The sequence below is a fragment of the Leeuwenhoekiella palythoae genome (assembly GCF_900130045.1).
In the GTDB taxonomy this organism is placed as follows: Bacteria; Bacteroidota; Bacteroidia; order Flavobacteriales; family Flavobacteriaceae; genus Leeuwenhoekiella; species Leeuwenhoekiella palythoae.
This window is the reverse complement of record NZ_FQXT01000001.1, coordinates 352,919-378,832: the sequence shown is the minus strand read 5'-3', so window position 1 is coordinate 378,832 and position 25,914 is coordinate 352,919. Positions and strand designations below refer to the sequence as shown.

The 25,914-nt window shown below is 40.0% G+C and carries 25 protein-coding genes; 15 read left to right on the top strand and 10 right to left on the bottom strand.

Features of this window, described 5'->3' with window-relative positions:
* Window positions 1-2 precede the first annotated feature (2 nt).
* Together BUA96_RS01635 and BUA96_RS01630 are read left to right on the top strand one after the other, a co-directional pair.
* The gene (locus tag BUA96_RS01635; protein WP_072979661.1) at window positions 3-1,124 is read left to right on the top strand and encodes a glycosyltransferase family 2 protein; all 1,122 of its coding nucleotides are present in this window, start codon (window positions 3-5) and stop codon (window positions 1,122-1,124) included.
* An 85-nt stretch (window positions 1,125-1,209) separates the two neighbouring features.
* Window positions 1,210-2,517 carry a dihydrolipoamide acetyltransferase family protein gene (locus tag BUA96_RS01630; RefSeq protein ID WP_072979659.1) on the top strand — a complete coding sequence of 436 codons (1,308 nt, stop codon included), beginning with the start codon at window positions 1,210-1,212 and terminating at the stop codon, window positions 2,515-2,517.
* Between the two features lie 198 nt (window positions 2,518-2,715).
* On the opposite strand, the gene BUA96_RS01625 is transcribed toward BUA96_RS01630, so the two are convergent.
* Window positions 2,716-3,144 (bottom strand): BLUF domain-containing protein, encoded by a 429-nt coding sequence (locus BUA96_RS01625; protein ID WP_072979657.1) that lies wholly within the window; start codon window positions 3,142-3,144, stop codon window positions 2,716-2,718.
* A gap of 150 nt (window positions 3,145-3,294) precedes the next feature.
* On the opposite strand from BUA96_RS01625, the gene BUA96_RS01620 reads away from it, so the two are divergent.
* The 10 genes from BUA96_RS01620 to BUA96_RS01575 all read left to right on the top strand — a co-directional run bounded on the left by BUA96_RS01620 (window position 3,295) and on the right by BUA96_RS01575 (window position 10,739).
* Window positions 3,295-4,071, top strand: a complete 777-nt coding sequence (locus BUA96_RS01620) for a 3'-5' exonuclease (RefSeq protein ID WP_072979655.1) — start codon at window positions 3,295-3,297, stop codon at window positions 4,069-4,071.
* Between the two features lie 2 nt (window positions 4,072-4,073).
* Window positions 4,074-5,021 carry a carboxypeptidase-like regulatory domain-containing protein gene (locus BUA96_RS01615; RefSeq protein ID WP_072979653.1) on the top strand — a complete coding sequence of 316 codons (948 nt, stop codon included), beginning with the start codon at window positions 4,074-4,076 and terminating at the stop codon, window positions 5,019-5,021.
* 3 nt (window positions 5,022-5,024) lie between these two features.
* Window positions 5,025-5,639 carry a fumarylacetoacetate hydrolase family protein gene (locus BUA96_RS01610; RefSeq protein ID WP_072979651.1) on the top strand — a complete coding sequence of 205 codons (615 nt, stop codon included), beginning with the start codon at window positions 5,025-5,027 and terminating at the stop codon, window positions 5,637-5,639.
* A gap of 18 nt (window positions 5,640-5,657) precedes the next feature.
* Window positions 5,658-5,999 (top strand): Hpt domain-containing protein, encoded by a 342-nt coding sequence (locus tag BUA96_RS01605; protein WP_072979649.1) that lies wholly within the window; start codon window positions 5,658-5,660, stop codon window positions 5,997-5,999.
* On the top strand, window positions 5,999-7,249 hold the full coding sequence (locus tag BUA96_RS01600) for a competence/damage-inducible protein A (protein ID WP_072979647.1): 1,251 nt from the start codon (window positions 5,999-6,001) through the stop codon (window positions 7,247-7,249). Before BUA96_RS01605 ends, BUA96_RS01600 begins: the two co-directional genes overlap by 1 nt.
* Window positions 7,250-7,325: 76 nt before the next feature.
* The gene (gene rpmB / locus BUA96_RS01595) at window positions 7,326-7,565 is read left to right on the top strand and encodes a 50S ribosomal protein L28 (RefSeq protein ID WP_009780710.1); all 240 of its coding nucleotides are present in this window, start codon (window positions 7,326-7,328) and stop codon (window positions 7,563-7,565) included.
* 23 nt (window positions 7,566-7,588) lie between these two features.
* The gene (rpmG, locus tag BUA96_RS01590; protein WP_028375871.1) at window positions 7,589-7,771 is read left to right on the top strand and encodes a 50S ribosomal protein L33; all 183 of its coding nucleotides are present in this window, start codon (window positions 7,589-7,591) and stop codon (window positions 7,769-7,771) included.
* A gap of 3 nt (window positions 7,772-7,774) precedes the next feature.
* Window positions 7,775-7,927, top strand: a complete 153-nt coding sequence (locus BUA96_RS01585) for a DUF4295 domain-containing protein (protein WP_072979645.1) — start codon at window positions 7,775-7,777, stop codon at window positions 7,925-7,927.
* Between the two features lie 131 nt (window positions 7,928-8,058).
* Complete coding sequence (ftsY, locus tag BUA96_RS01580) at window positions 8,059-9,012, top strand: signal recognition particle-docking protein FtsY (RefSeq protein ID WP_072979638.1); 954 nt, start codon at window positions 8,059-8,061, stop codon at window positions 9,010-9,012.
* An 80-nt stretch (window positions 9,013-9,092) separates the two neighbouring features.
* Complete coding sequence (locus tag BUA96_RS01575) at window positions 9,093-10,739, top strand: amidase family protein (protein WP_072979636.1); 1,647 nt, start codon at window positions 9,093-9,095, stop codon at window positions 10,737-10,739.
* 3 nt (window positions 10,740-10,742) lie between these two features.
* On the opposite strand, the gene BUA96_RS01570 is transcribed toward BUA96_RS01575, so the two are convergent.
* The gene (locus BUA96_RS01570; protein WP_072979634.1) at window positions 10,743-11,816 is read right to left on the bottom strand and encodes a serine hydrolase domain-containing protein; all 1,074 of its coding nucleotides are present in this window, start codon (window positions 11,814-11,816) and stop codon (window positions 10,743-10,745) included.
* An 83-nt stretch (window positions 11,817-11,899) separates the two neighbouring features.
* Between BUA96_RS01570 and rimO the strand changes: the two genes are divergently transcribed.
* Together rimO and BUA96_RS01560 are read left to right on the top strand one after the other, a co-directional pair.
* A complete protein-coding gene (gene rimO, locus BUA96_RS01565; protein ID WP_072979632.1) occupies window positions 11,900-13,207 on the top strand; it encodes a 30S ribosomal protein S12 methylthiotransferase RimO in 1,308 nt (435 codons plus the stop codon).
* A gap of 32 nt (window positions 13,208-13,239) precedes the next feature.
* A complete protein-coding gene (locus tag BUA96_RS01560; RefSeq protein ID WP_072979630.1) occupies window positions 13,240-13,680 on the top strand; it encodes a hypothetical protein in 441 nt (146 codons plus the stop codon).
* Here the strand turns inward: BUA96_RS01560 and BUA96_RS01555 are convergent.
* The 4 genes from BUA96_RS01555 to BUA96_RS01540 form a co-directional block, all read right to left on the bottom strand.
* The gene (locus tag BUA96_RS01555; protein WP_072979628.1) at window positions 13,643-14,644 is read right to left on the bottom strand and encodes a carboxypeptidase-like regulatory domain-containing protein; all 1,002 of its coding nucleotides are present in this window, start codon (window positions 14,642-14,644) and stop codon (window positions 13,643-13,645) included. The two genes, BUA96_RS01560 and BUA96_RS01555, sit on opposite strands and share 38 nt — an antisense overlap.
* 65 nt (window positions 14,645-14,709) lie before the next feature.
* Complete coding sequence (locus BUA96_RS01550) at window positions 14,710-17,568, bottom strand: M16 family metallopeptidase (RefSeq protein ID WP_072979626.1); 2,859 nt, start codon at window positions 17,566-17,568, stop codon at window positions 14,710-14,712.
* A 5-nt stretch (window positions 17,569-17,573) separates the two neighbouring features.
* Window positions 17,574-18,140 (bottom strand): mechanosensitive ion channel family protein, encoded by a 567-nt coding sequence (locus BUA96_RS01545; RefSeq protein ID WP_128755717.1) that lies wholly within the window; start codon window positions 18,138-18,140, stop codon window positions 17,574-17,576.
* A gap of 5 nt (window positions 18,141-18,145) precedes the next feature.
* Window positions 18,146-20,617 carry a M14 family metallopeptidase gene (locus BUA96_RS01540; protein ID WP_072979622.1) on the bottom strand — a complete coding sequence of 824 codons (2,472 nt, stop codon included), beginning with the start codon at window positions 20,615-20,617 and terminating at the stop codon, window positions 18,146-18,148.
* A gap of 214 nt (window positions 20,618-20,831) precedes the next feature.
* On the opposite strand from BUA96_RS01540, the gene bshC reads away from it, so the two are divergent.
* A complete protein-coding gene (bshC, locus tag BUA96_RS01535; protein ID WP_072979620.1) occupies window positions 20,832-22,436 on the top strand; it encodes a bacillithiol biosynthesis cysteine-adding enzyme BshC in 1,605 nt (534 codons plus the stop codon).
* A 2-nt stretch (window positions 22,437-22,438) separates the two neighbouring features.
* On the opposite strand, the gene BUA96_RS01530 is transcribed toward bshC, so the two are convergent.
* From BUA96_RS01530 to BUA96_RS01515, 4 genes are read right to left on the bottom strand one after another with little or no spacing between them, the layout of a single operon-like run.
* Complete coding sequence (locus BUA96_RS01530) at window positions 22,439-23,149, bottom strand: YqjF family protein (protein ID WP_072979618.1); 711 nt, start codon at window positions 23,147-23,149, stop codon at window positions 22,439-22,441.
* Window positions 23,150-23,599: a sterol desaturase family protein gene (locus BUA96_RS01525; RefSeq protein WP_072979616.1), complete on the bottom strand. Its 450-nt coding sequence runs from the start codon at window positions 23,597-23,599 to the stop codon at window positions 23,150-23,152. It lies immediately after the preceding gene.
* 1 nt (window position 23,600) lies between these two features.
* A complete protein-coding gene (locus tag BUA96_RS01520) occupies window positions 23,601-24,440 on the bottom strand; it encodes a phytoene/squalene synthase family protein (RefSeq protein WP_072979614.1) in 840 nt (279 codons plus the stop codon).
* Entirely contained in the window at window positions 24,437-25,909 is a 1,473-nt protein-coding gene (locus BUA96_RS01515) for a phytoene desaturase family protein (protein ID WP_072979612.1), read from the bottom strand. The genes BUA96_RS01520 and BUA96_RS01515 overlap by 4 nt, the downstream gene beginning before the upstream one ends.
* Window positions 25,910-25,914: the final 5 nt, after the last annotated feature.

Here is a 25,914-nt window from a genome sequence, read left to right as displayed (position 1 = left end):
CTATGTTGCTTTCGGTGATCATACTTTCGTATAAAGTGCCGTATTATTTACAGCTTTGTTTAGAAAGTGTACAACGCGCAACGCAAGATATCGAAGCCGAAATAATTGTTGCTGACAACAACTCTTCAGATGAAACGGCGCATCTGGTCACAACTTATTTTCCGCAGGTACATTTTATTGAGAATTCAGAAAATCTGGGTTTTGCTCGGGCATACAATCAAGCTGCTCAGCAAGCTAAAGGGAGATATTTTTGCATTTTAAATCCAGATACGGTGCTTCCCGAAGCTTGTTTTAAGACCCTTCTGGCTTTTGCTGAAAAGCAACAAAATTTTGGCGCTTTAGGTCCAAGATTGATCGATGGCGCCGGCGCTTATCTTCCGGAAAGTAAACGCAATATTCCCAATCCAAAAGTGGCACTTAAGAAAATGACCGGAGATACATCATCGTATTATGCTAATCAACTCGCACAGGATGAGGTGGGTTTAGCGCCGGTGTTGGTAGGCGCATTTATGCTCATTACACAGTCGGCATATCACGAGCTAGGCGGATTTGATGAGGCGTTTTTTATGTATGGTGAAGACATCGACCTCAGTTATCGCTTGCTTCAGCTTGGCTATGCCAATTTTTACTGCGGAAACCTTTCGGTAATTCATTTTAAAGGAGAAAGCACAATAAAAGATCGCCGGTATTTCCGAAGATTTTATAAAGCAATGCATATTTTTCAACGGAAGCATTTTTCACAAGGCTTCGTGTCTGATAAGCTTTTAGCGCTGGTTTTAAACTTTTTAGCATTCAGTAAAAAACAAGAAGCGCTTTACAAAACAATGAGTGAAGAATCGTTGGAGCGCGCGTATTGGTGTTCTGATAGCGAAATTCCGAAAGGCTTAGTAACTAAATTGGAGCCTCAAATGAAATGTGAGTCTGTTCGTTTAGATCAGATTACGACAAAATTACCGCCCGGAATACTCATTTTTGATATGAATGCGCTGTCATTTACGGAGGTGATCTCAACAATGCAGCTGTTAAAAAACAGCAAAAATAGGTTTCGCATACGCCCCTCAAATTGTAATTTTATCCTCGGAAGCGATGCCTCTACACATCGCGGGGCGTTACTAAAATGGTAGACGGTTTAAATAAAAATCGTTTTCATAAGCTTTATTTTAGTAAATTCGTAAAAAATTAAAGTCAACTAATATTTATATTGATAATATGGCAAAATTTGAACTGAAATTACCGAAAATGGGAGAAAGCGTCGCTGAAGCTACAGTGACAAACTGGCTCAAAGAGGTAGGGGATACCATTGAATTGGATGAACCCGTTGTTGAGATTGCCACAGATAAAGTTGACAGTGAGGTTCCAAGTGAAGTAGAAGGTGTATTGGTAGAAAAACTTTTTGAAGCTGATGATGTAGTACAGGTAGGGCAAACCCTTGCGATCATTGAAACAGAAGGGGAAGGGGATGCAACGCCAGAACCGGCTACGAGTGAAGCAAATGAAGATAATACTTCAAAACAGGTGGCTGAGCAAATGCTTACAGAAGCAAAAGAAACTACTTCCACACCGAGCATCAGCAACGATGGAGAGCGTTTTTATTCTCCTTTGGTAAAGAGTATTGCTCAGGAAGAAGGTATCACTCAAGAGGAATTAGATCAAGTTGAAGGCACCGGTTTAGAAGGTCGTGTGACTAAAGATGATATACTTACTTATGTGGCTAAGCGTAAAGACGGCGAAGTGCCATCTAAGCCAGCAGCAAAACCAACACAAGCGGTTAAACAAGAAACACCGGCTGCTCCGGTAAGTGTTAACGGAGGTGACGAAATCATTGAGATGTCGCGTATGGGCAAAATGATTTCAAAGCATATGATCGCGTCGGTGCAGACTTCGGCACATGTACAATCGTTTATAGAGGTTGATGTAACCAATATTTGGAACTGGAGAAATAAGGTAAAGAATGAATTCCAAAAACGAGAAGGAGAGAAGTTGACGTTTACTCCGATCTTTATGGAAGCCGTGGCGAAGGCAATTCGTGATTTCCCAATGATCAACATTTCGGTTGATGGAGATAAAGTCATTAAGAAAAAGGATATCAATCTGGGTATGGCTGCGGCACTCCCTGATGGAAATTTAATTGTTCCTGTTATTAAAAAGGCAGATCAATTGAATTTAGTAGGAATGGCCAAAGCGGTTAATGATTTGGCTTCAAGAGCCAGAGCCGGAAAGTTAAAACCAGATGATACAGTTGGTGGAACATATACCGTGACTAACGTAGGTACTTTTGGTAGTGTTATGGGAACCCCAATTATTAATCAGCCACAAGTAGGGATTTTAGCGTTAGGAGCGATTAGAAAAATTCCGGCGGTAATAGAAACTCCAGAAGGTGATTTTATAGGAATCAGACAAAAGATGTTCTTATCACATTCGTATGATCATCGTGTGGTAAATGGTGCTTTGGGTGGACAATTTGTTCAGCGTGTGGCGCAGTACTTAGAGGCTTGGGACGTTGATCGAGCAGTTTAGAACTGTTTGAGCGCATCTTGAAAAGATATAAAAACCTGTGAGATCTTAACTTCACAGGTTTTTTTATTGACACCGCCAAAGGGTTAATGCTCTGTCTAGTTAGCTATCGAGATGCTTGGAAATTGAAAATTCGTTTTAAAGTAATTTTCGTGGGTCTGCCCTGAGGTTGTTCTTAATGTTTTGTACTATTCATTCTGTCTAAGACAGCGCTTCAACAAAATTGTGTAGTAATTGTAAAGCAGGGACTTCTTCCGCAGCTTCGGCACTTAAAGGTTTTAAATGATCGTATGATTTTAAGTTTTTTGAAGCCTCTAGCGAATTGAGCTGGGTATTGGTAAGTTTTTTATAATACATATCCCAAGCTCCAAAGCAGCGTTTTGTAGAACTTCCTTCAGATAAAATCTTTAGATCAAAATGCCTGGGATCTGTGGTGATCTTTTTATAAATCTGTTCAAGTGCTGGTTGATCACCCTCAATAAATTGAATAAAATGGCCGTCAAGATGAATTAAGATTCCGGTGAGTCCTAGTAAAGCATTAGAGGTTCTTGCGTGTTGAAGTAAGCTTTCTAAGTCCGAATCGTTTAGAATAAAACTTTGCGTGCTTAGATAAGCGATATGCGAAATCATTTTCGTTAAAAAGTTGGTTGTTTTGTAAATATAACGCGGTTTAGGGTGTTAAACAAAAGAATAATATGTAACTTTTTAACGTATAAAATACGTTTATTAATGTGAATCTTATAAAATTCGTAATCGTACTTTTGTAGAAAATTTATAGCAATGAATCTTAACCTAACTCGACCTATTTGCTTTTTTGATCTGGAAACAACCGGAATTAATGTGGCTAAAGACCGCATTGTTGAAATTTCGGTATTGAAGGTTTTTCCTGACGGAAAGGAAGAAAAGCATACCTGGCTCGTAAATCCTACTATACCCATCCCTGCTGAAACCACAGCGGTACACGGCATCAAAGATGAAGATGTAGCAGATAAACCCACATTTAAAGAATTGGCTACAGAGATCAACAACCTGATTAAAGATTCTGATCTGGCCGGTTTTAATTCTAATCGTTTTGATATTCCGCTTTTGGCTGAAGAAATGTTGAGAGCTGAAGTTGATTTTGATATGAAAAATAGAAATGCAATTGATGTACAGACTATTTTTCACAAAATGGAACAGCGTACCTTAAGCGCAGCTTACAAATTTTACTGTGATCAAACTTTAGAAGATGCGCATAGTGCAGAGGCTGATACGATCGCCACCTATGAGGTTTTGAAGTCGCAGCTTGATCGTTATGAGGATCTCGAAAATAATATGAAAAGTCTGGCGGAGTTTAGTGCGCGTAAGAAGTTTGCAGATTTTGCCGGATTTATTGCCTTTAACAAAGAGGGAGAAGAGATCTTTTCTTTCGGAAAACACAAAGGGAAGAAAGTAGAAGAGGTGCTAGAAAATGAGCCCGGCTATTTTGGATGGATTCAGAATGCCGACTTCCCGTTGTATACTAAAAAAGTATTGACGGCAATAAAGCTCAGAAAATTGAACACCAAGCTTTTTTAGCGATGTCTCGTGTATTTTTCCTCTTTGGTTTTCTGTTAGCAAGTAGTCTCATATTTGCTCAAGAAACTGCATTTAGAGGAAAAGTGATTGATGCAAATTCTAAAGAAGGTGTGCCTTATGCGCATTTGATCTTACCTGAACTCAAGCGCGGAACTTCGGCAGATGTGCACGGTGATTTCAGATTTGAGGCAGGCCAAGTTGCTCAGTCTATGCAGGTGCTCGTGTCAAGTGTTGGTTATGAGACTAGAACGCTTACACTAGGCACTATGAGTGAAGCTATAGCGCTTCAGCCCAGCTTAAATGCATTGCGGGAAGTCGTGATTTATGATCTTCAAGATCGCCGCAGTAAGCGCATAAATCCGTTTGTAGGTGCAAAGATCGTGGGCTTGGGGAATTTTAGTGGAGGCGCTTATCCTTCAGCTTTAGCACGCTATTATGCGCGACCTAAAAAGTTTGATCAAGGATGTTTTTTGAAGAATCTGGAAATCGACTTTTATCGGGTGTTGGGTGCAGACAACCCGGCTGCAAAATTTAGGTTGCGTATTTTAGAAGTTGCTGAAGATGGGCTTCCGGGTACCGATCTACTGGATGACGGATTAGTATTGGAAAAGCCTGAAAATGCAGCCAAAATGAAAGTGAATATGCTGCCCTATAAATTAAGTGTTCCTTCCGAAGGCGTATATATTGTAGTTGAGCATTTATTTATTCCGGAGAATAAATTTACCGAAATCGTAAGTGTTCAAAACAATGAAGGCAATTATATCAATTATGAAGTAGAGCGCTATGCGCCTATTTTTAAAGGTGTTGAAATTGCGAGAAACCAGAGCAACCCGCTTTGCTTTTATAAAAGTTTAACCGGCTGGAAACCGGTTACGCAACTGGATACAGCAGGCAGTGCTTTGGCGGGTAACGCGCCGGCACCTGCTTTTAAAGTTTTATTTACAGATTAGACGATGAAAATTATTTGCATAGGTCAGAATTACAGCGACCACATAAAAGAATTGAACAGCAAGGCGTCATCAGAGCCTATGTTTTTTTTAAAGCCAGATTCAGCGGTATTGCTTAAGAAGCACCCATTTGTAATTCCTGAATTTACTAATGAGGTGCATTATGAGGTAGAGCTTCTGGTGCGTATCAATCGGTTAGGGAAATACATTCAGCCTAAGTTTGCGCATAAATATTATGATGAAATAGGTTTAGGTATTGATTTTACTGCACGTGATTTACAGCGGGAATGTAAAGAAAAAGGGCATCCCTGGGAAAAGGCCAAAGGCTTTGATGGTTCGGCGGTTTTAGGAGACTTCTGGGTACCTAAAGAAAAGTTCAAAGAATTGAATGATATTAACTTTCATTTAGAAAAAAATGATAAAATTGTGCAATCAGGGAATACAGCTAATATGATTTATGATATTGATACCCTGATCGCGCACGTGTCTCAATTTATGACCCTCAAAATTGGAGACATATTATTTACAGGAACACCTGCCGGGGTAGGACCTGTAGCAATAGATGATAGATTGACCGGCTATTTAGAGAATGAACCCATATTTACTGTGAATATAAAATAACCTTAAATCAAAAAACTTATGCCCACCCACTACGATTTATATCAGTTAGAAGATATGTCTGGCGGCGACAAAGAATTTATGAAAACTGTTGTCGAAGCATTTCTTACCGAAATTCCGCCTGATCTTGAGAGTATGCAAATGGCAATTGACAATGACAACCATAAGATGGCGTATCAATTTGCTCATAAAATGAAGCCTAACCTAGAAATGTTTGGGATAGATCTAATACGTGAAATTTCGGCGATGGAACGCTGGGCTGATAGCAACAAACCTACTTCTGCGATCAGACCACAGCTCAATACCATCGTGACATATATCAATAATGCAATAGAAGAAATGCGCAAAGACTGGAAGATGTAATGCGAGCTCATATTATTACCATTGGTGATGAAATTCTTATAGGTCAGATCGTAGATACTAATTCGGCTTTTATTGCGAAAGAACTCGATAAAATAGGGGTTGAGGTGTATCAGATCTCTTCGATCTCAGACTCTAAAGAACATATCGTACACTGTCTTGAAGAAGCTCAGAAAACCGCCGAAATCGTATTGATCACAGGCGGTTTGGGCCCAACAAAAGACGACGTCACTAAACATACCTTTTGCGAATTTTTTGATGATGTTTTAGTAGAAAATCAAGCGGTACTACACAACATTGAACGCATTTTTAAGCATCATGTCAATAGGCCCATGCTTCCGGCAAATCGGTCGCAAGCACTTGTGCCTAGTCAGGCTACGGTTTTGATGAATCATAACGGCACTGCACCCGGAATGTGGATGAAATCAGGTAAAACGGTGTTTGTATCGATGCCCGGTGTGCCTTTTGAAATGAAAGGTTTGATGACTTCTGAGGTTATTCCGCGGCTTCAGAAGGAATTCAGCAGGCCTTTTATTTTGCACAGAACGCTACAAACCTACGGGATGGGGGAAAGCGAGATTGCTGATCGAATAGCTGGTTGGGAAAATGCGCTTCCTGCAGATATTAAGCTCGCTTATTTGCCTGCACTGGGAAAAGTACGTCTTCGACTTTCAACTAAAGGACCGGATAAAGCTTTACTAGAGCAACGTCTAGACGAGCAGATCAAAGGTTTGCACGCACTTATAGGAGAAATTATAGTAGGTTATGATGACGGGGAATCTATTGAGGCTGTTGTTGCGAGACTATTAACCGAAAGACACCGCACCTTGGCCGTTGCAGAAAGTTGTACCGGCGGGCAGATTTCGGCAGCAATTACAAGTATTCCGGGGGCGTCAGCTTATTATAAAGGCGGAATGGTCACCTATGCCACACATTCAAAAGTTGAATTGCTAAAAATAGAGCAGAAGCTCATTGATGAACATTCGGTGGTGAGTGCAGAAGTCGCAGAAGCGATGGCACGATCGGTACAACAATGGTATGGAGCAGATTATGCAATTGCCACTACAGGAAACGCCGGACCCACAAAGGGAGATTCTGATGCAGATGTTGGCACAATTTACATAGGGATTGCTTCGCCAAGTGGCGTAGTTGCTCATAAATTTATGATGGGTAGTCAGCGCGAACGGGTAGTTTCAAAAAGCGTCAATAAAGCTTTTGAACTGCTTCAGAAAGAAATTTTAAAAAACTCGTAATTTAAGTTGGTCAACTTGTTTTAGTTGTGTAAATTTGCACCCTGTTTTTCAGTAACACATTATAAAGTTTAGAATCATGTCAAGAGTTTGTGAGCTTACGGGCAAAAAAGCAATGGTAGGAAACAATGTTTCTCACGCGATGAATAAGACCAAGCGTAAATTTGATGCCAATTTAATCAAAAAGCGTTTCTATATTCCTGAAGAAGATAAGTGGATTACATTAAAAATTTCTACAGCCGCTCTTAAAAATATAAATAAGAAAGGTATTACTGCTGTGCTTAAAGAAGCACGCGCTAAAGGCTTTCTTACTAAATAATAACGGTATAACGATTAGGAATTATGGCAAAGAAAGGCAATAGAGTACAGGTAATTTTAGAGTGCACAGAGCATAAAGCTTCTGGGAAACCAGGAACTTCTCGTTATATTACCACTAAGAACAAGAAGAACACACCAGATAGAATGGAGTTGAAAAAATTCAACCCTATCTTGAATAAAATGACTGTTCACAAAGAAATAAAATAAGACATGGCAAAGAAATCAGTAGCAACATTACAGACCGGTTCAAAACGTTTGACCAAAGCCATTAAAATGGTAAAATCTCCTAAGACAGGAGCTTACACTTTTGTGGAAGCTGTTATGGCACCAGAAATGGTTGGAGAGTTTTTAGACAAAAAATAAGACATTCTAAATGTTTATACGTAGCCGTTACACTTTGGTGTAACGGCTTTTTGTATTTTTTTATTTTTGTCTCAATTTTAAACAAGGTTAAAGAGATACCTTTGCATTGTTAACTATGCATCTTAAATACGATGAGTTTTTTCAAAAAAATATTTTCAAAGGAAAAAAAGGAAACTTTAGACAAAGGTCTAGAGAAAACCAATGCTAACTTTTTAAACAAGTTAGGTAAAGCTGTAGCCGGTAAAAGCAAGGTTGATGATGAGGTGCTTGACGATCTTGAAGAAGTATTAGTGTCAAGCGATGTAGGCGTTGCGACTACCATAAAGGTCATTGACAGGATCGAGGCGCGTGTGGCACGCGATAAATATTTAGGGACCGAAGAACTCAATACTATTTTAAGAGAAGAGATCGCAGGTTTGATGAGCGAGACCAATACCGGTGACGCTACAGATTTTACCGTTCCTGCTAAAAAGCCTTATGTGATTATGGTTGTTGGTGTAAACGGTGTAGGGAAAACTACAACCATCGGCAAACTGGCACATCAATTCAAGCAGAAGGGACTAAAGGTGGTTCTTGGTGCGGCAGATACGTTTAGAGCAGCAGCGATAAATCAATTGCAAATTTGGGCTGACCGGGTAGATGTTCCTATCGTAAAACAGCAGATGGGAAGCGATCCGGCATCGGTGGCTTTTGATACTGTACAGAGCGCTGTAAAGATGGATGCTGATGTGGTGATCATTGATACTGCCGGGCGTTTACATAATAAGATCAATTTGATGAAAGAATTGACCAAAGTAAAACGCGTGATGCAAAAGGTGATCGATGATGCTCCAGACGAGGTTTTATTGGTTTTGGATGGTTCTACAGGTCAAAATGCATTTGAGCAGGCTAAGCAGTTTACAGCGGCTACAGAGGTGACTTCGCTTGCTGTTACCAAGCTAGACGGAACCGCAAAAGGCGGTGTTGTCATTGGTATTAGCGACCAGTTTCAAATTCCGGTGAAATACATTGGTGTAGGAGAAGGAATTGAGGATTTACAGGTTTTCAATAAAATTGAATTTGTTGATTCATTTTTTAGAAATTAGCAGCTAAACACTATTAAATAAGAAGGCATCCACAATTGTGAGATGCCTTTTTGTATTTTAGGGTGAAATTTAAGCACCTCATGAAACAAATACTACTTTTATTAAGCTTTGCCTTTTTATTTTCGTGTAAAGAAACCTCTTCAAATGCTTCTACTAAAGAAGCAACTCAGACCTTAAATGACTCTACCGTTCAAGAACGCGAATATGCCGTTTTAGACTCTAAAGTCTTAACTGATGAAACGCTTTGGAAGTCGTTCGATTTTGAAGTGAAGATGTTTACCGAAACAAAATACGATAAACTCAAGCCTTTTATTTTCGAGAAAACCATTCCTGAAATTCAACAGGCTGTGGCTCAAGGTCAACTTACTTATGAAGAGTTGGTTCTTTTTTATCTAAGCCGAATTAAAAAATACGACCGTAACAATGATTTGTCATTAAATTCGGTTATAGCTTTAAATCCTAAAGTTTTGGATCAGGCCCGCGAATTAGATAAGAATCGTGCAAATGACTTAGATCCATATTCAATTTATGGAATGCCGATTCTGCTGAAGGATAACATCAATGCAGCAGATATGCCTACTACTGCGGGAGCAGTGGTTTTTGAGGATAATGACACCGGCGATGCGTTTATCACCCAAAAGCTTAAAGAGCACGGTGCGGTTATTTTAGGAAAAGCCAATTTGAGCGAGTGGGCGTATTTCTTTTGTGGCGACTGCCCAAGCGGTTATTCAGCAGTGGGCGGCCAAACCTTAAATCCCTACGGAAGAAAAATACACGATACCGGTGGCTCTAGTTCGGGTAGTGGCGTTGCAATGGCTGCTAATTTTGCGGTGGCAGCGGTAGGTTCAGAAACCAGTGGTTCTATTTTATCACCATCCAGTGCAAACTCGGTTGTAGGTCTGAAGCCAACAATTGGTTTGTTATCTCGCGGCGGGATCATTCCTATATCTAGCACGCTAGACACACCTGGACCTATGACCCGCAGTGTAATTGACAATGCGATCTTGTTACAGGCGATGACCGGTCTTGACGAAGACGATGCGGCCGCTGTTAATTTAAAAGCAGCATCCACTGATTATGTAAACGGATTAAAAGATTTAGAGGCTTCTGCCTATTTAAGCGAAAAGCGTCTAGGTTATTATACCAATTATGATGATACGCTTTATCTGCAAGCTGTTGAAGCGTTGCGAGAAGCCGGGGCAACATTAATACCTATTGAGCGCCCGGAAGTTGATTTGCCGCAGTTTACGCGTGTTCTCAATCTGGATATGCAGAAGGATTTACCGGCATATATTGCTAATTATGGGTCGAAGAATTTGGCTGTGAAGGATCTTAAGGATATCACAGGATTCAATAAAAAAGATTCTTTGATCAGAATGCCTTATGGTCAGAAGCTGTTATACGGAGTGCTTGCAGATTCTGCTTCAGCGGAAGAATTTACAGCCATAAAAGATACACTAGAACGTAATGGGAGACGCTTTTTTGACGAGCCTATGAAAGCCAATGACCTTGATGCAGTATTATCTATCAATAACTATATGTCGGGCTATGCGGCTGTGGCAAAATATCCGGCAATTACTGTGCCTATGGGCTACCAAGAAGATAACCGTCCTATGGGATTGACCTTTATTGCTCCCACCTTATCTGAAGCGCAGCTTTTAGAACTAGCGTATGCGTACGAGCAAATTTCAAAAATGCGTAAAACACCGACGAATTTTGAGGAGTAAGTATTAAAAAACCTCATTCAATACACCCCATAAATCATTATCATAAGAAGTAGGGCCTAAATCCTCAGAATAGGCCGCCGGCCCTAATCTTACAATAACCATTTTTTTACTGGGAATCACGTAAAGCTTTTTATCGTTGGCGCCTAAACCGGCAATAAGATCATCAGGCGCGTTAGGAATTAGTTTTCCGGTAAAGGTTTGTGTAGAACCCGGAAGTTGATAATGAGTTTTTCCATTAAGCCACCAGAGATATCCATAAGCCGGATTGAGCTCTTGCGAGGTGGTGGTCATGGCTTCATAATATGCGCTATTTAGTAATTGGATCCCATCCCAGCTTCCTTGATTTAAATTAAGCAAACCAAAGCGTGCCATACTGTGCGCCGTACTAAAATAAACGTTGTTATAACCTAAACTTACCCAGCGCCCATCAAGACCTATTTTAGTCTTTAATTCATTTTCAAAAAAAGCTTCAAAACCGTTGGATGTTGCAGCATCTAACACCGGTTGAAGCAAGGTGTAATATGCGTTATAATAATACCATTCGGAATCGGGAGCAGTTTTAAAGTATAAGCATTCAGGATCATAGCACACGGTATTTTCAGCGGTAAAATCACCTCCCGAAGTCATCGTGAGTTGATTTTTGATCAGAATAGCATCTTCTTGTTCGGCAGTCATGGAGGTCCATCCACGACCTAAATACGCGGTGGTTTTATCGTTGAGATCCAGTAAATTTTGCTGAGCAGCAATGCCGACTGTAAAAGCCGTCAGGGTTTTTCCGGCGGAATTCCACGGAAATAGATCTGTTGCTGTTTTTTCATTAAAATAGGCTTCATAAGTGATCTTTCCATTTTGTAGTATCAAGAATGCTTCGGTATGCGTTGCAGTCAAAAAGCTTTCTAATTCAGCAATTTTAGCGGTATTCCAACCTAGGTCGGCCGGATCGCTCGTGGCCCACTCCGTTCCGCTTAGCGGTGGGAAATAAAGCGATTCATCTGTAGGATTTTCAGGAGCATTGGTTTCATCAGAAGAACAAGCGATTAACCCCAATACCATCAGCATAAAAAATAAAGCTCTCATAGTCAGTAGGTTTAAGAATCCACTAATTTAAGATATAAAAGCCTTAAAATACCGTATCTTTGCGCCCCAAAATAAAGAGCATTATGCGTACTAAAACCCTTAAGAAGAATAAAATAAACGTGGTGACTTTAGGTTGTTCTAAAAACGTTTATGATAGTGAAGTGTTGATGGGCCAGTTACGTGCAAACAACAAAGAGGTGGTGCACGAGGAAGAAGGTAATGTGGTGGTTATCAATACCTGTGGTTTTATCGCTAATGCTAAAGAAGAATCTGTAAATACCATTCTTGACTATGTGCAGAAAAAAGAAGATGGTGTTGTAGATAAAGTTTTTGTTACAGGCTGTCTTTCTGAGCGTTATAAGCCTGATTTGCAGAAGGAAATTCCTAATGTAGATCAGTACTTTGGAACTACAGAATTGCCGGGTTTACTAAAAGCTTTAGGTGCAGATTACAAGCACGAACTGATAGGCGAGCGTCTTACCACCACGCCTAAAAACTACGCTTATTTAAAAATTGCAGAAGGTTGCGACCGCCCGTGTTCGTTCTGTGCGATTCCCTTAATGCGCGGAGGACACAAGAGTACGCCAATTGAACATTTAGTAACTGAAGCTGAAAAACTTGCTGCAAACGGGATTAAAGAATTGATTCTAATCGCACAAGATTTAACCTATTACGGACTAGATCTGTACAAGGAGCGTGCGTTGGCAAAATTATTAAGCGAATTAGTAAAGGTCGAAGGGATTGAGTGGATTCGCTTACACTATGCATTTCCTACCGGTTTCCCGATGGATGTGCTTGATGTGATGAATGAGGAGCCAAAAGTGTGTTTTTACTTAGATATTCCGTTGCAGCATATTTCGACTAAATTATTAAAGTCGATGCGCCGTGGAACCACCTATGAAAAGACTAATGCACTGCTGAAAACCTTTAGAGAAAAAGTGCCGCAAATGGCGATCAGAACTACTCTGATCGTGGGTTATCCCGGCGAAACTCAAGAAGATTTTGAGTTGCTGCGCGATTGGGTAAAAGAGATGCGTTTTGAGCGTTTAGGTTGTTTTACTTACTCACACGAAGAAAATACTCACGCCTATACTCTTGAAGATGATGTTCCCGAAGAGGTAAAAATGGAACGTGCTAATGAGATTATGGCGATACAATCGCAAATTAGTTGGGAATTGAATCAGGAGAAAATAGGAAAGGAATACCGCATCGTCATCGACCGAAAAGAAGGAAACTACTTTGTAGGTCGTACCGAATTTGATTCACCAGACGTAGATAACGAGGTACTTATAGACGCTACTAAGCATTACTTGAAAACGGGCGAATATGTTACTGTAACTATCACTGATGCAGAAGATTTTGATCTGTACGCTGCGCCGTTAAGTAATTAAAAGTTTATCTTTAGGAATATATATTCCTAGAAATGAAAGCGATCACATCTAAAATTCATAAAAAGCAGCGCAATGCGCTGATAGTTTACGGGCTTTTTTACTTGATTATGGGTATCATCCCACAATTTAATGAAGAATCTTCTTTAGTTTCTTGGAGTTATATCTTCGTTGGCGTCGTTATGTTAGGCACTATTGGCTATCAAGCGTATAAAGGCAATTACTTTTCCATCATAAAATGGAATGATAACATTTTAGCTTTTAAAAGCCCTGAATCTAAATTCGTTCATTTTAAACGTAGCGCGATTAAATCGGTTAAATTAACTGATAAAAGTCTTACCATAAATGCCGGACTGGGCGATGGCGAAATGTTAGATCTTGATTATTTCAAAGCGGAAGACCTAGAGTTTTTTAAAAAGGACTTCGTAGAAGGCGGGCTTACTGAGACTGAAGCTTATAATCTAGCGGAAGCGTAAACGCAAACCTTCGGTATGACATTGCTCCACTCATTATAACAGCACTGGGCGGGCTATGATTGCCAAAAGCATCAATGACAAAAGTTTCGTTAGCTTGTATTGAAGATTGCTCCGCGTTGTCATAGAGAATGCTTAAAGTCTCTACATCGAGTTTGACGTAAGTACGGTCTAAAATTTTTCTGAACTCAAAATGCAGGTAAGGCGGGGTTTCAAACTTCTTGTAAAATATTCTAAAGTTATTTTCGTGTAATTGCTTTTGAGCCAAAGCGCGCATAAAATGCAATACAGAGCCATTGTAAGAGTCTTCCCGATTCTTTAGAAATTTTCTACGTGTTTTTTCTTTCAGTTCTTGAAAAAAGCTGAATCCCTCGTAATATACCATATTCATAATAGGGTATTCTGTTGACCTTCCTTTATCGTAAGCCACATAAAAATCAGTCAGGGTGTATCTTATGGTGTATCCCAGGTGCTTATTTTCTATAATAAGCGGCTCGTTAGCCCAAGCGGAAAGCTTCAGTTTTGACGGACTGTAGTGCAACCCTAAGGCATCTTCATTTAAAATGCGACACTTTTGTGCTTCGGATGAATTCCCCAGAAATTGCGTTCTGAAAACGTCAAGTTTACGTTGCCTCGACCACGGATCGGTTTCTAAAAAGACCTGATCTAAGGTTTCGGTTTTTTCAGAAAGGTAAACAGGCGGCATTGCGCCATTTGCAAATTTATTAAGGTAGACAGGAGCGTAGCCCATCATCGTGATCACTAAAGGGCTCGTAATGCCTTCTTGAACCGGAATACTGTAATGTCCATTTTTATTGGTAATGGTGCCTACGGTAGTACCATCAAAATAGATACTAGCAGCTTCTAAAACAGTAGAGTCTTTTGCACTGTACACATAGCCCTCTAAGCGTTGTTGACCAAATAAAGAGCCCGAAAGAATTACTAGCAAGAGGAAACGATAATGCATAAAAAAAACTATTACTGCAGTTATAAAACTACAATAATAGTTTTCAAATCTATCTAATTAAAGTTTTATTTCTTCAAAGCTTCTTGAGCCTCAAGATTTTGGTTTACTAACTTCACCTCGAGTCCTAAATCCTGCACTTTTTTAAGTTGGGTTTTAGCATCACCTACAATCACATAGATGAGTTTTTCAGGATCAGCATAGGTGTTTGCCAGTTCTTTGATCTGATCTAGAGTAATCTCTTTTACAGTTTCCTGCTGATCTAAAATATAATCAGGCTCAAAATCAAGCGTCGCGATTTCGGTAAGATAGCCCAGTTTTGCATACGGAGTTTCAAAACTTCGCGCATTACTTTTAATAAAATAGCCTTTAGTCAACTCTAAGTCATCTGCATCGAAATCTTCAGCATAACTACGCATAATCTCTCTAACTAGCTGCGTGCTTTCTGCAGTTACATTGCTACGAACTCCACTGCTCACGATGAAGGGACCAGGGAGGGCAGAACCTGCAAATCTAGATCGCACACCATAGGTGTAGCCTTTGGTCTCGCGCAACATCTGTGTAAGTTCACTTGCAAAGCCACCACCACCTAGACGATAATTCATCATTTGCGCCGGAAGAAAATCCGGATCTTTAGCCGAAAGTGCTGCATAGCCAAATCTCAACTGTGATTGTTTAGCTCCGGGAACATCAATAAAATACACCATTCCACGCTCTAAATTGGCTTGCACAATAGGCATTTTAACGCTAATATCTTTTGATTTCCATTCTTGGGTTAATGGAGCCAAGGCATTAGTAATGCTACTTTCATCAAGCGCACCTACTACTTCAATAGTGGAAAGATTAGGAGCATAGGTTTCATAAAATTGTTTGACATCTTCTAGGCTTAGCGCTTCGACTGAAGCAGTTGTACCAAGAATATTCTTAGACAGTGTATGATCAGGGCCGTAGATCGCTTTAGCAAAAGCAAGATCAGCGATACTGCCGGGATCTGCTTTTTGCTGCTCTAAGCTTGTGAGCACATTCTTTTTCGCTATCTGAAATTCTTCAGCATCCCAGCGGGGAGTCAAAAGCATCTCAGACACCAGTTGCATGGTTTTGTCAAAATTACGTGCGAGTGTTGTTCCGCTTAGGGTTGTGGCTTCTTGACCAGCATAGACCCGTACCGACGCACCTAATATATCTAGCGCTTCTTCTAACTGCGCTGTGGTTTTATTTTGAGTTCCTTTAGTAAGTAGTTCTGCAGTAAGATTAGCCACGCCGCTTTGATTCTCAGGCTCGCTGATCTGACCTCCGGCGATGGTTATTGAAAAATTTATAAGCGGAACTTCAGTATTTTCTATCCCATAAATTTTGAGTCCGTTTTCTAATTCTTTTTCCCAAACTTCAGGAACTTTAAGCTGCGGACTTTCGCCATAAGGTGGCTCAACGGTGCGGTCAAAAGAAGAAGGGGTGCGCTCATACTCGGCAGCAATTGAAGGATCAAAAGTTTCTTCGGCGCCGTTTACAATTTTTTCTTCTACAACTTCAGCTTCCTGAGCGTCAGCAAGGGCAAGTGTTGCTTCACCTTTTGGTACAAAACTGGTTACAACATAATTTTTATTTTTGATGTAGGCTTCATAAACACGCTGAACATCTTCAAGGCTAACTTTTTGAATCTGCTTAATATCTTCATTGATATAGCCCGGACTTCCGGCAAAAATTTGATATTGTGCCAACTGAAATCCTTTACCCAAAACGCTGCTCAGGCCGTTGTAAAAACGGGTTTCCTGTTTTGCTTTGATACGTTCCAAATCTTCTGCGGTCATTCCGTTACTTTCAAAAAGAGCCAAAGCCTGATCGATTCCTACTTTAACCGAATCAAGATCAACACCTGAATTGGCGCGAACACTCAAGCTAATTTCTCCGGCGAGTTCTGAGCCGCTGTAGTACATTCTAGGGTTAGAAGCTAGCTGAAGTTCGTCAATAAGTATCGTGTTAAGCGGAGCTTTTTTTCCGTCAGATAAGTATGTGGTTAAAACTTCTAGCGCATACGAATCTTCAGTGTATTCCGGAGTTGCCGGCCAAGTCATTGTAAGTTGAGGCAGACGGGCAAAATTATCTTCGTAATATAAGTTCTTGTTTTCAGTAAGCTGCGGAATTTGTTTCTCGAGAGGTGCTATTGCTTCGCCGCGAGGAATCTCACCAAAATACTTCTGGATCCATTCTTTAGTTTGTGTTGTATCAAAATCTCCGGCAATGGTCAAGGTCACGTTGTTAGGAACATACCAGCGGTTGTAAAATTCTTTGACATCGGCAAGGGTTGCATTTTGCAAATCTTCTAAAGAACCGATCACTTGCCAGTTGTAAGGATGCTCCTTAGGATATAGATTTTTATGAATCACATAACGCTCGTGACCATAAGGGCGGTTGTCATAGCTTTGACGCTTTTCGTTTTTTACGACCTGCTTTTCTTTAGCCAAAACAGGATCAGTCACGGTATTGATAAAGTAGCCTAATTTATCAGCTTCTGCCCAAATCATTTTTTCTAGGGCATCGCTGGGCACAGTCTGAAAGTAATTGGTACGATCTCTATTGGTTGAGCCATTAGCGCCGCTACCACCTACACGTGCGCTCAATTGGTCAAGACCACCTTTTCCTAAATTTTCAGATTCTAGAAAAAGTAAGTGCTCAAAAAGATGCGCAAAACCTGTACGGCCTTCCTTCTCCCGTGCAGATCCTACGTGTGCCGTGAGTGCAACACCAACCACTGGATCTGAAGTATCCTTATGCAAAATTACCGTCAGACCATTGTCTAGGGTATATTCTTCATAATCAACTTTAAATTCGGTTTCAGTTGTGTTAGATTCAGGCTTAGTTTTTTTCTCTTGATCACAAGCGATAAAACTAAAGCTCAGGAGCAATAGGTATAAAAAAGTATTTTTCATAGTAGTTAATCTAGAGCGCTTTCGGCACCCGGTGTATTTTTATCTTCTTCTAATTTTTCGATCTCTTCAAAAAACTCTTCAGGCTTCATAATACGCATCGTTTTTTGAACAACAATAGTATTGGATAAAGTATAAACGTGGTTGTCTTTATTCCGTAGGTGCAGAAAAAATAAGGTAATATTCTCAACACGCCCTGACATTGGGAAATCTTTATCTACGATCTCGACATAATCACCAATTTTTAGCGGATGATTAAAAAACAAAATCAAGCCGGAAGTGATATTACACAGCAAAGACCACTGTGCAAAAAAGGCAACTCCTAAAATAGTAATTACAGATCCAATTCCGGCAATTACATCTTGTCCCGAAAGTCCCCAGATCACCGCCAGACAAAACCCTAGTACCATAAAGAATAGAATGTTCAGGACTTTTATGGTGAGTTGTTTGCGGGTGATATCAAAATTAGCACGCCTGTATCTGCTTACGATAAGTTTTGAAACGACGTAGCGAATAATGCCTAAAACAAATAGGAGAATCAGGCTTTCAATAAGTTTAAATTCGAGTGGAGTCAAGGTATTTATTTTCTGTAATTATTGGGGTTATTAAGGAATAAAGCGTTTGCAAAGAATAGTTTTCCATTTTCCCAAAAGGCTCTAAAAAGAGGATCGTCTACCATATACGTGATCGTTCCGCGGCCCATAGGTTCTACACCAAATACTAAACTGTTGCTTAGATCTTTTAAAGCTGCTTCGCCTGCAAAACCAGATACGCGTTTAGGTTCAGCATCTAAATAGCCTACATTGTAACCACGATCTAAAAGCGCATAAGCATCGCTACCTATTTTTAAGCTGTAATACGTGTCTGAGTATCCAAAAGCTAACGGATGTGTCGTATCTATATTGGTTTTAAAAATACTACCACTGATCAGGTTTTTAGCGCTTTCTTTTTGACGATCTGCATAAGCGATAGTTTTGGCGGTGATGGTGTCTTTTGGCGCTTCGGTGATCGCAGTTTTTAGATTGAAACCTTCCTGATTAGCAAATACACGTAGCGCGTTATCAATAGCGATTAGATTTCCGCCGCTGCGTACCCAAGCTCTTAAGTCTTGTAGGACATTATCATTAAAATTATACCTTCCGCTAGGCAAGACTAAAACATCATAATCACTCCAATTGATGCGCCCTAAATCTGAAGCATCTATAGAAGTCACAGGGTACTGTAACTGCTGCTCAAAGAAATGCCAAGTAGCACCGTAGCTTAATGAAGAAGTTTGCTCGCCGGTAAGCACGCCAATTTTTGCTTTATTAATAAGCTTTACAGCAGAAGAACCAAAGTCTGGACCTGCAGTCGCAAAACTTGTAGGTACTGCGGTAATTGAGCGCTCAAACTCATTAGCGATCGCCACTAGATCAGTGTCAAAATTTTCTGAAGGATTATCGCTACGTGTGATGATCAAACTTCCGCTAGGATAATTTACTGCACTGTTAGTAAAGGCTTCTTCTGTAAACCGCACTTTAATGCCTGCCTGAAGCAAGGCGCTTAAAAAGCGTGCGTCTCGCATACTATTCCATTTTGCAATATATCCTGCTGCGCTTTTAGAGACTGAATTTTGAGTAGATGAAGCAACATATTCTGAAGCTGAAGATGCACCTTTAGTACTGGCAACAGCATCTAAACCATAAGCATACGGTAAACTCCAAGCGGTGATATCATAGGTTAGGGGTGTTGTCAAAACTGCTTCGGGCTCAAACAGAACGTGAACTAGTTTCCCTTTAGGCTGATCAGTACTTAGCGTTATTGCTTTTGGGTAGCTCAGCGAAGTTTTATCAGCATCGCCATAAGCGGTACCTGATGCTTTACCTGCACCTGTGAAAGAATATTCAATTTGGTGAATGTCTAACAAAGCTGCAAGGGCATTGAGATGATCGAGTTCACCGGTAAGCGTAAATGTTTTAAACTCAACGTCAGGATTGCTGTAATACGTGTTAAATTCAGTATTTAGACGGTCAACGTTTTTCGCAGCAACTTCAACTGTAGAAAGTCCGGTGGTAAAGTGATGCGCAACACGATCGACTAACGTAAGAACGGTACCGTCTGCTTTTTCAATTCCTAAGCCTGCGCGGCCTCCACCAGCTTGTTCATATGTCATCCCAATGGTTCCCGTGTAAGTCGGGTAAGTGTCCCCGTAACTAGGGTAGAGAAGGTCAAAAACTTCTCGGGTAAAAAATAACCATCCGTTTTCATCAAAGTATTTTGCGTTATTTGTACCTATTTCACGCTGAAATTCAAACTGAAAAGGCGTAATGATCTCGTGATAAGGTTCAGCAGCGGGAGCAAAATAATACGGACTGTTGATCCCTTGTTCGTGAAAATCCACGTGAATATGCGGCATCCATTTATTATAAACTTTTAAACGTTGCTGGGTCTCTACTTGAGTCGCCCAAGCCCAGTCGCGGTTTAGATCAAAAAGGTAATGATTGGCACGCCCGCCTGGCCAAGGTTCATTATGCTCAGCCGCATCAGGATTAGTGTCATACGGTGTAGCTTTAACTTTATTGTACCAGTTGGCATAACGGTCGCGTCCGTCAGGATTGACACAAGGATCAATGATTACCACAGTATTTTGCAGCCAATCTTTTTTAGTGGTGATAAGTTTGTATAGCGTAAGCATAGAAGCTTCGGTGCTACTAGCTTCGTTACCGTGCACGTTATAACTGAGCCAAACGATCGCTTTATCCGGCGAAGCGCTTCCATCAGTTAAACCGGCATTTTTAAGTTGGTTGGTACGTATCGTTTCAATATTCGCCTGATTTTCGGGCGTGGTGATCACGGCATAGGTTAATGGCCTGCGTTCATTGGTTTTTCCATATTCATAAAACGTAACCCAATCAGAATGTTCTGCGACATATTTAAAATAAGCCACAACATCTGCGTGTCTTGAAAATTGGGTCCCAACTTGATACCCTAAAAATTCTTCAGGTGATTTTAAGTCTTGAGCTACGGAAAGAATAGAAAAAAGAAAAGCGAAAAGATAAGTAAACTTGTGCATACAATTATAGGGTTAGTAAGCGGTAAATCTACTAAAATTGTGATTAAGTGATGTCTGCGAATTAACGTAAATTTGTGGCATAAACTCAGTTAAGACTAGTAGTTTTGCAATCATTTTGTGATTGTTAATTATAGCAGTTTAAATAGCTTAAAAAGTAAAATTTGCTGCGATAAATTAGGAATTTCCTAATCAGTTTTTTTTGAAACCTTTATCAATGTCTGTAAAGCATATACCTTATAAAAATACCGGTTACTACTCAAAGTTGATTTGTGATTATCTGGAACAGAAAGAGGAGTTAAAATCATTTTATGGGCATTTTCCGAATCTGGAAAATTTTAAAAAGCAGATCGCAGATAAGAAGTTTTCAACTGAAAATAGAGCAACTCTCGTAAAAGCCTTACACCGTCAATATCAGAATCTAAATTCTAGTGACGAGGTAACGAAGGCCATCAATTTGCTGTCAGAACCACAAACCTTTACGGTTACTACCGGGCACCAACTCAATCTATTTACGGGCCCGTTGTATTTTTTATACAAGATCATTAGTACGATCAATTTGGCTAAAAAGCTAAAGGAAACATATCCTGAGCAAGATTTTGTTCCTGTTTATTGGATGGCAACTGAGGATCACGATTTTGAAGAGATCAACTATTTTAGAATTCACGGGAAAAAAATTCAATGGAATAGACCGGATACTACCGACAATGATAGCGGTGCGGTTGGGCAATTAAACACTGAAGGGCTAGAGCAAATCTATGAGCTTATTTGTGCTGAATTTGGAAACACAAACTCGGCTCGAGACCTTTGCAAATTGTTTGAAGATGCCTATCTGAAACACAACACGCTTACCGAAGCTACACGTTACCTTGCTAACGAATTATTTGCGGCGTATGGTCTGGTGATCGTTGATGGGGATGATGCCGATTTAAAGCGCATTTTTGCGCCTTATATGCAAAACGAGTTGGTAACGCAAACTGCTTTTGATGCGGTGCAAACACAAGCTGAAAAGCTGGAAGAAGCAGGGTATGGCGTTCAGGTGAATCCGCGGGAGATCAACTTGTTCTATCTGGCGGAAGGAATTCGAGAGCGTATTATTGAGAAAGAAGGACGGTATTTTGTAAATGATACGGACATAGCATTTTCTAAAGACGAACTCTTAGAAGCATTAGCCGAGCGACCCGAAGCATTTAGTCCTAATGTAATAATGCGACCGCTTTATCAAGAGGTGATCTTACCCAATCTGGCCTATATAGGTGGAGGAGGAGAGATCGCTTATTGGTTAGAGTTGAAAAGCTTTTTTGATAAGGTTGAAGTTCCATTTCCTATGTTGATGTTGCGTAATTCGGCGGTTTTGATCACCGAGAAACAAGAAGAAAAGCTACAAAAACTGGATCTTTCTATTGAAGAATTATTTTTAAGTCAGAATGATCTTGTAAATCGAAAAATCAGACGGATCTCAAATATTAATGTTGATTTTACTCCGCAAAAAGAACATTTAGTCAAGCAGTTTGAAGCAATGTACAGCATCGCACAAGAAACTGATGCTTCTTTTTTAGGAGCGGTAAAAGCTCAGGAAGTAAAGCAACTTAAAGGCTTAGAGCATTTAGAAAAGCGTCTGTTAAAAGCACAAAAGAAAAAATTGAGTGATCACGTAAAGCGCTTTACGAGTATTCAGAACGAATTGTTTCCGCAGGAAAACTTGCAAGAGCGTGTGACCAACTTTTCAGAGTTTTATCTGCACTACGGAAAAAATCTGATTCCGCAGTTATTTGAAGCGTTAGATCCTTTAGATTATCGCTTTACAGTTGTAACGCAATAATACTATTTGATCAGTTTTTTACCTTCTATACTAATCGCAGAGCCATCCATACATTGAATGCTGTCAGGATCTCTGGTTGCGAGTTCAGCAAAGGCTTCTCCGTACAGCTTTTCAAAATCAAAAATGATCTCATAATCGAGTACGTCATAAGCTTTCCAAAGCGGATGTTTGACTTCGTACTCCCAACTTTCCGTTGCTGATTTACGACTGTAGCCCCAGAAATGTTCGGTGATAAATTCGGTAATGCTTCCGGGAGCATAGGTTGTAGGTTCAGGAGCAGTCGCTACCTGAAAGAGCTGCCACTGCTCTTCGAGCTCAATGCCATAACTGAAGAAATTCTCATCGTGATTTAAATCATGTTTGTAGTGCATTTTATACACACTGTATTGCTCGTTATACAGCGTGTTTGCAACCCAGGCTATTGCCGGTTTCTGTACGATTTCTGAAATAAACACGGTGCCGCGTTTCCATTGTTTTCCGTCAAAATGCTTAACGTAAAATCTAAGATTGATTTCTTCAAAGCGCTTATGAAAAGGAATTGTAATGCCTTTGAGTTTGACATCGTCAAAAAGAAAGCCTACGAGACTCACGTAGCATTTCCCATCAAAAAAATCAAGTTCAGTATGCGCGGGAACATAGGGTAAAAGAATTTCAGGATCGATCGCGTAATTCGCAAAACATAGCTTTTTCCACGAAGCGGTAAGAAAACTCATTTACTTTTTGAAATATTTCGTTGGCGGAAGGAGCATCCCGAAGCATTCTCCTTCTTCTTTTCCTAAGTGTTTATGATGTATTTTGTGCGCGCGTCTAATTCCTTTTGCATACCAATTATTGGCATTTCTAAAAAGTTTAAAGCGCTGATGAATAAAGATATCGTGTACCATAAAGTACGTCACGCCATAAGCAAAAATACCAAGTCCTATAGGAAGACCAATCCATACATTTTCATATTGCCATAATAAGAAACAGCCAATACTGATTAAGGCGTAGAAGATGAAGAAAAAATCATTGCGTTCCCACCAAGAGCCGTGATCTTTATGATGATGATCTCTGTGTAACGACCATAAAAACCCGTGCATAACATATTTATGGGTAAACCACGCCATAAACTCCATAAGGGCAAAGGTGAGTAAGAATACGAGAATCCAGAGTGCTATTTGCATTTTATATAAGATTTAGGCGGTACTTTACATAACTGCGGGCAAGTAAAGAGGCCTTTACATAATTAGGAACGCGTATGCGCGCATTTTTAATCTCAAGTGATGGCGTACTTTTTAACTTGCTTAAAAGCTTACGATAGTAGCGATAAGCAGTGTAAACGCCAAATTTTGCTTCTACCGGCAATTTACAAATACCGGCAAGACCTTTTGCAAAATCAGCTTCGATTTCTACAATAATTTTTTGCTTAGAAGCCTCGTCGAGTTCGTTGAGATTCGTATTTGGAAAATACGTTCTGCTCAATTCTTCGTGGTCAGCTTTTAAGTCTCTTAAAAAATTTACTTTCTGAAATGCCGAACCCAGACTCATAGCACAGTCTTTGAGTTCGTCATATTTTTCTCGATCTCCCTTAACAAAAACCGTTAGACACATCAGCCCAACAACATCAGCCGAACCGTAAATGTAATTTTTGTATTCTTCTTCGGTTAAATATTTACTTTTTGAAAGATCCAGACGCATACTATTCATAAAAGCATCTACCAGATGTTTCTCAATATTATACGTATGAAAGGTGTGCTGAAAAGAATTTAGAATTGGATTCAGACTAATTTTTTCTTCTAAAGCGTTTTCCAGATCAGCCTCAAATCGATTAAAAAGGCTTTCCTTATCATAGGCGTGAAAGGTGTCTACGATCTCATCGGCAAAGCGCACAAAGCCATAAATGTTATGTATGTCCTGCCTTATACTGGGAGCGAGCATTCTTGTAGCTGTGGAGAAAGACGTGCTGTAGGAGCGCGTGACCGTCTCTGAACAAGCTAGCGATACGTTGTCAAAAATTTGTTTCATTTCTTTTTCTTGTCATTTTTAGTTATTAGACCGGCCACTAGTTTACCGGAAATTAGGGCAGGTGGTACTCCCGGTCCGGGAACTGTCAACTGACCTGTGAAATATAAATTAGCAACTTTTTTACTTTTTAGTTTTGGTCTTAAAAATGCAGTTTGCAATAAGGTATTTGCAAGACCATAGGCATTGCCTTTATAAGAATTATACTGCTCCACAAAGTCTTTTACGCAAAAGGACTCTTTAAATATAATATTTTTTTTGACCGATTGCCCCGTAAGTTCTTCTAAACGATTGATGATACGATCAAAATACTCCTCACGTAAATCTTGAGTATCGTGCAATCCCGGAGCGAGTGGAATTAAGAAAAATCCAGCTTCTTTACCTTCTGGCGCCATAGCCATGTCACTGATTGAAGGAAAATTGGCATAGAACAATGGAGCATCTGGCCACTTTGGTTTATCGTAGATTTCTACGGCGTGCTTGTCAAAATCAGTATCAAAAAATAACGTGTGATGATTAACGTGCTCTAGCTTTTTATCAAATCCCACATAAAATAGGAGAGAAGAGGGCGCAAAGGTTTTTTTACCCCAATATGTTTCAGAATACTGTCTTAAATTCTTTGGTAAAAGTGTTTCGGTATGGTGATAATCAGCACCGCTAAGTACAATATCGGCTTTAATGGTTTTTCCATTAACAGTGATCCCCGTTGCAATATTATTTTCGGTGACAATAGACTCCACAGTGCTATTGGCGTGCATTTGTACTCCTAGAGATTCCGCTAAAGTAATCATACCTTCAATAACAGCGTGCATTCCATTTTTTGGATGAAAAGTGCCAATTCCAAAATCAGCATAATTCATAAAGCTATAAAAGGAGGGAGTATCACTAGGTTTCGCTCCTAAGAACAAAACCGGAAATTCTAAAATCTGAATTAGTTTAGGATTCTTGAATGCCTTGCGCACATCGCGACTGATGGTACTGAAAAAGCTTCCTATCTTTTTTATCGTTTGTGGAGTTACTAATTCCAGCGGAGAAACGCCCGGTCTATACACCAAATCTTTAATAGCAACTTCATAGTTGTTTCCGGCATCGTCAATAAATTCTTGCAATTTTTGTGCACTTCCGGGTTCAATAGCTTCAAAAGTTTCTTTGATTTTGCCTAAAGAATCGCCAATGGCAATAGAATCGTGCTTGCCAAAATACACACGATACGCCGGGTCAAGTTTACTTATGTTGTAAAAGTCTGAGGTTTTTTTACCAAAGTCAGCAAAAAAGCGGTCAAAAACATCCGGCATCCAATACCAGGAAGGTCCCATATCAAAGGTAAATCCGTCGCGTTTGTATTGTCGTGCACGACCGCCCAAAGTGGCATTTTTCTCATAGATATGAACTTCGTGACCGGCTTGAGCTAAGTAACTCGCAGCGGCAAGTGAAGAAAATCCAGATCCAAGAATAGTAATTTTTTTAGGCATACAGT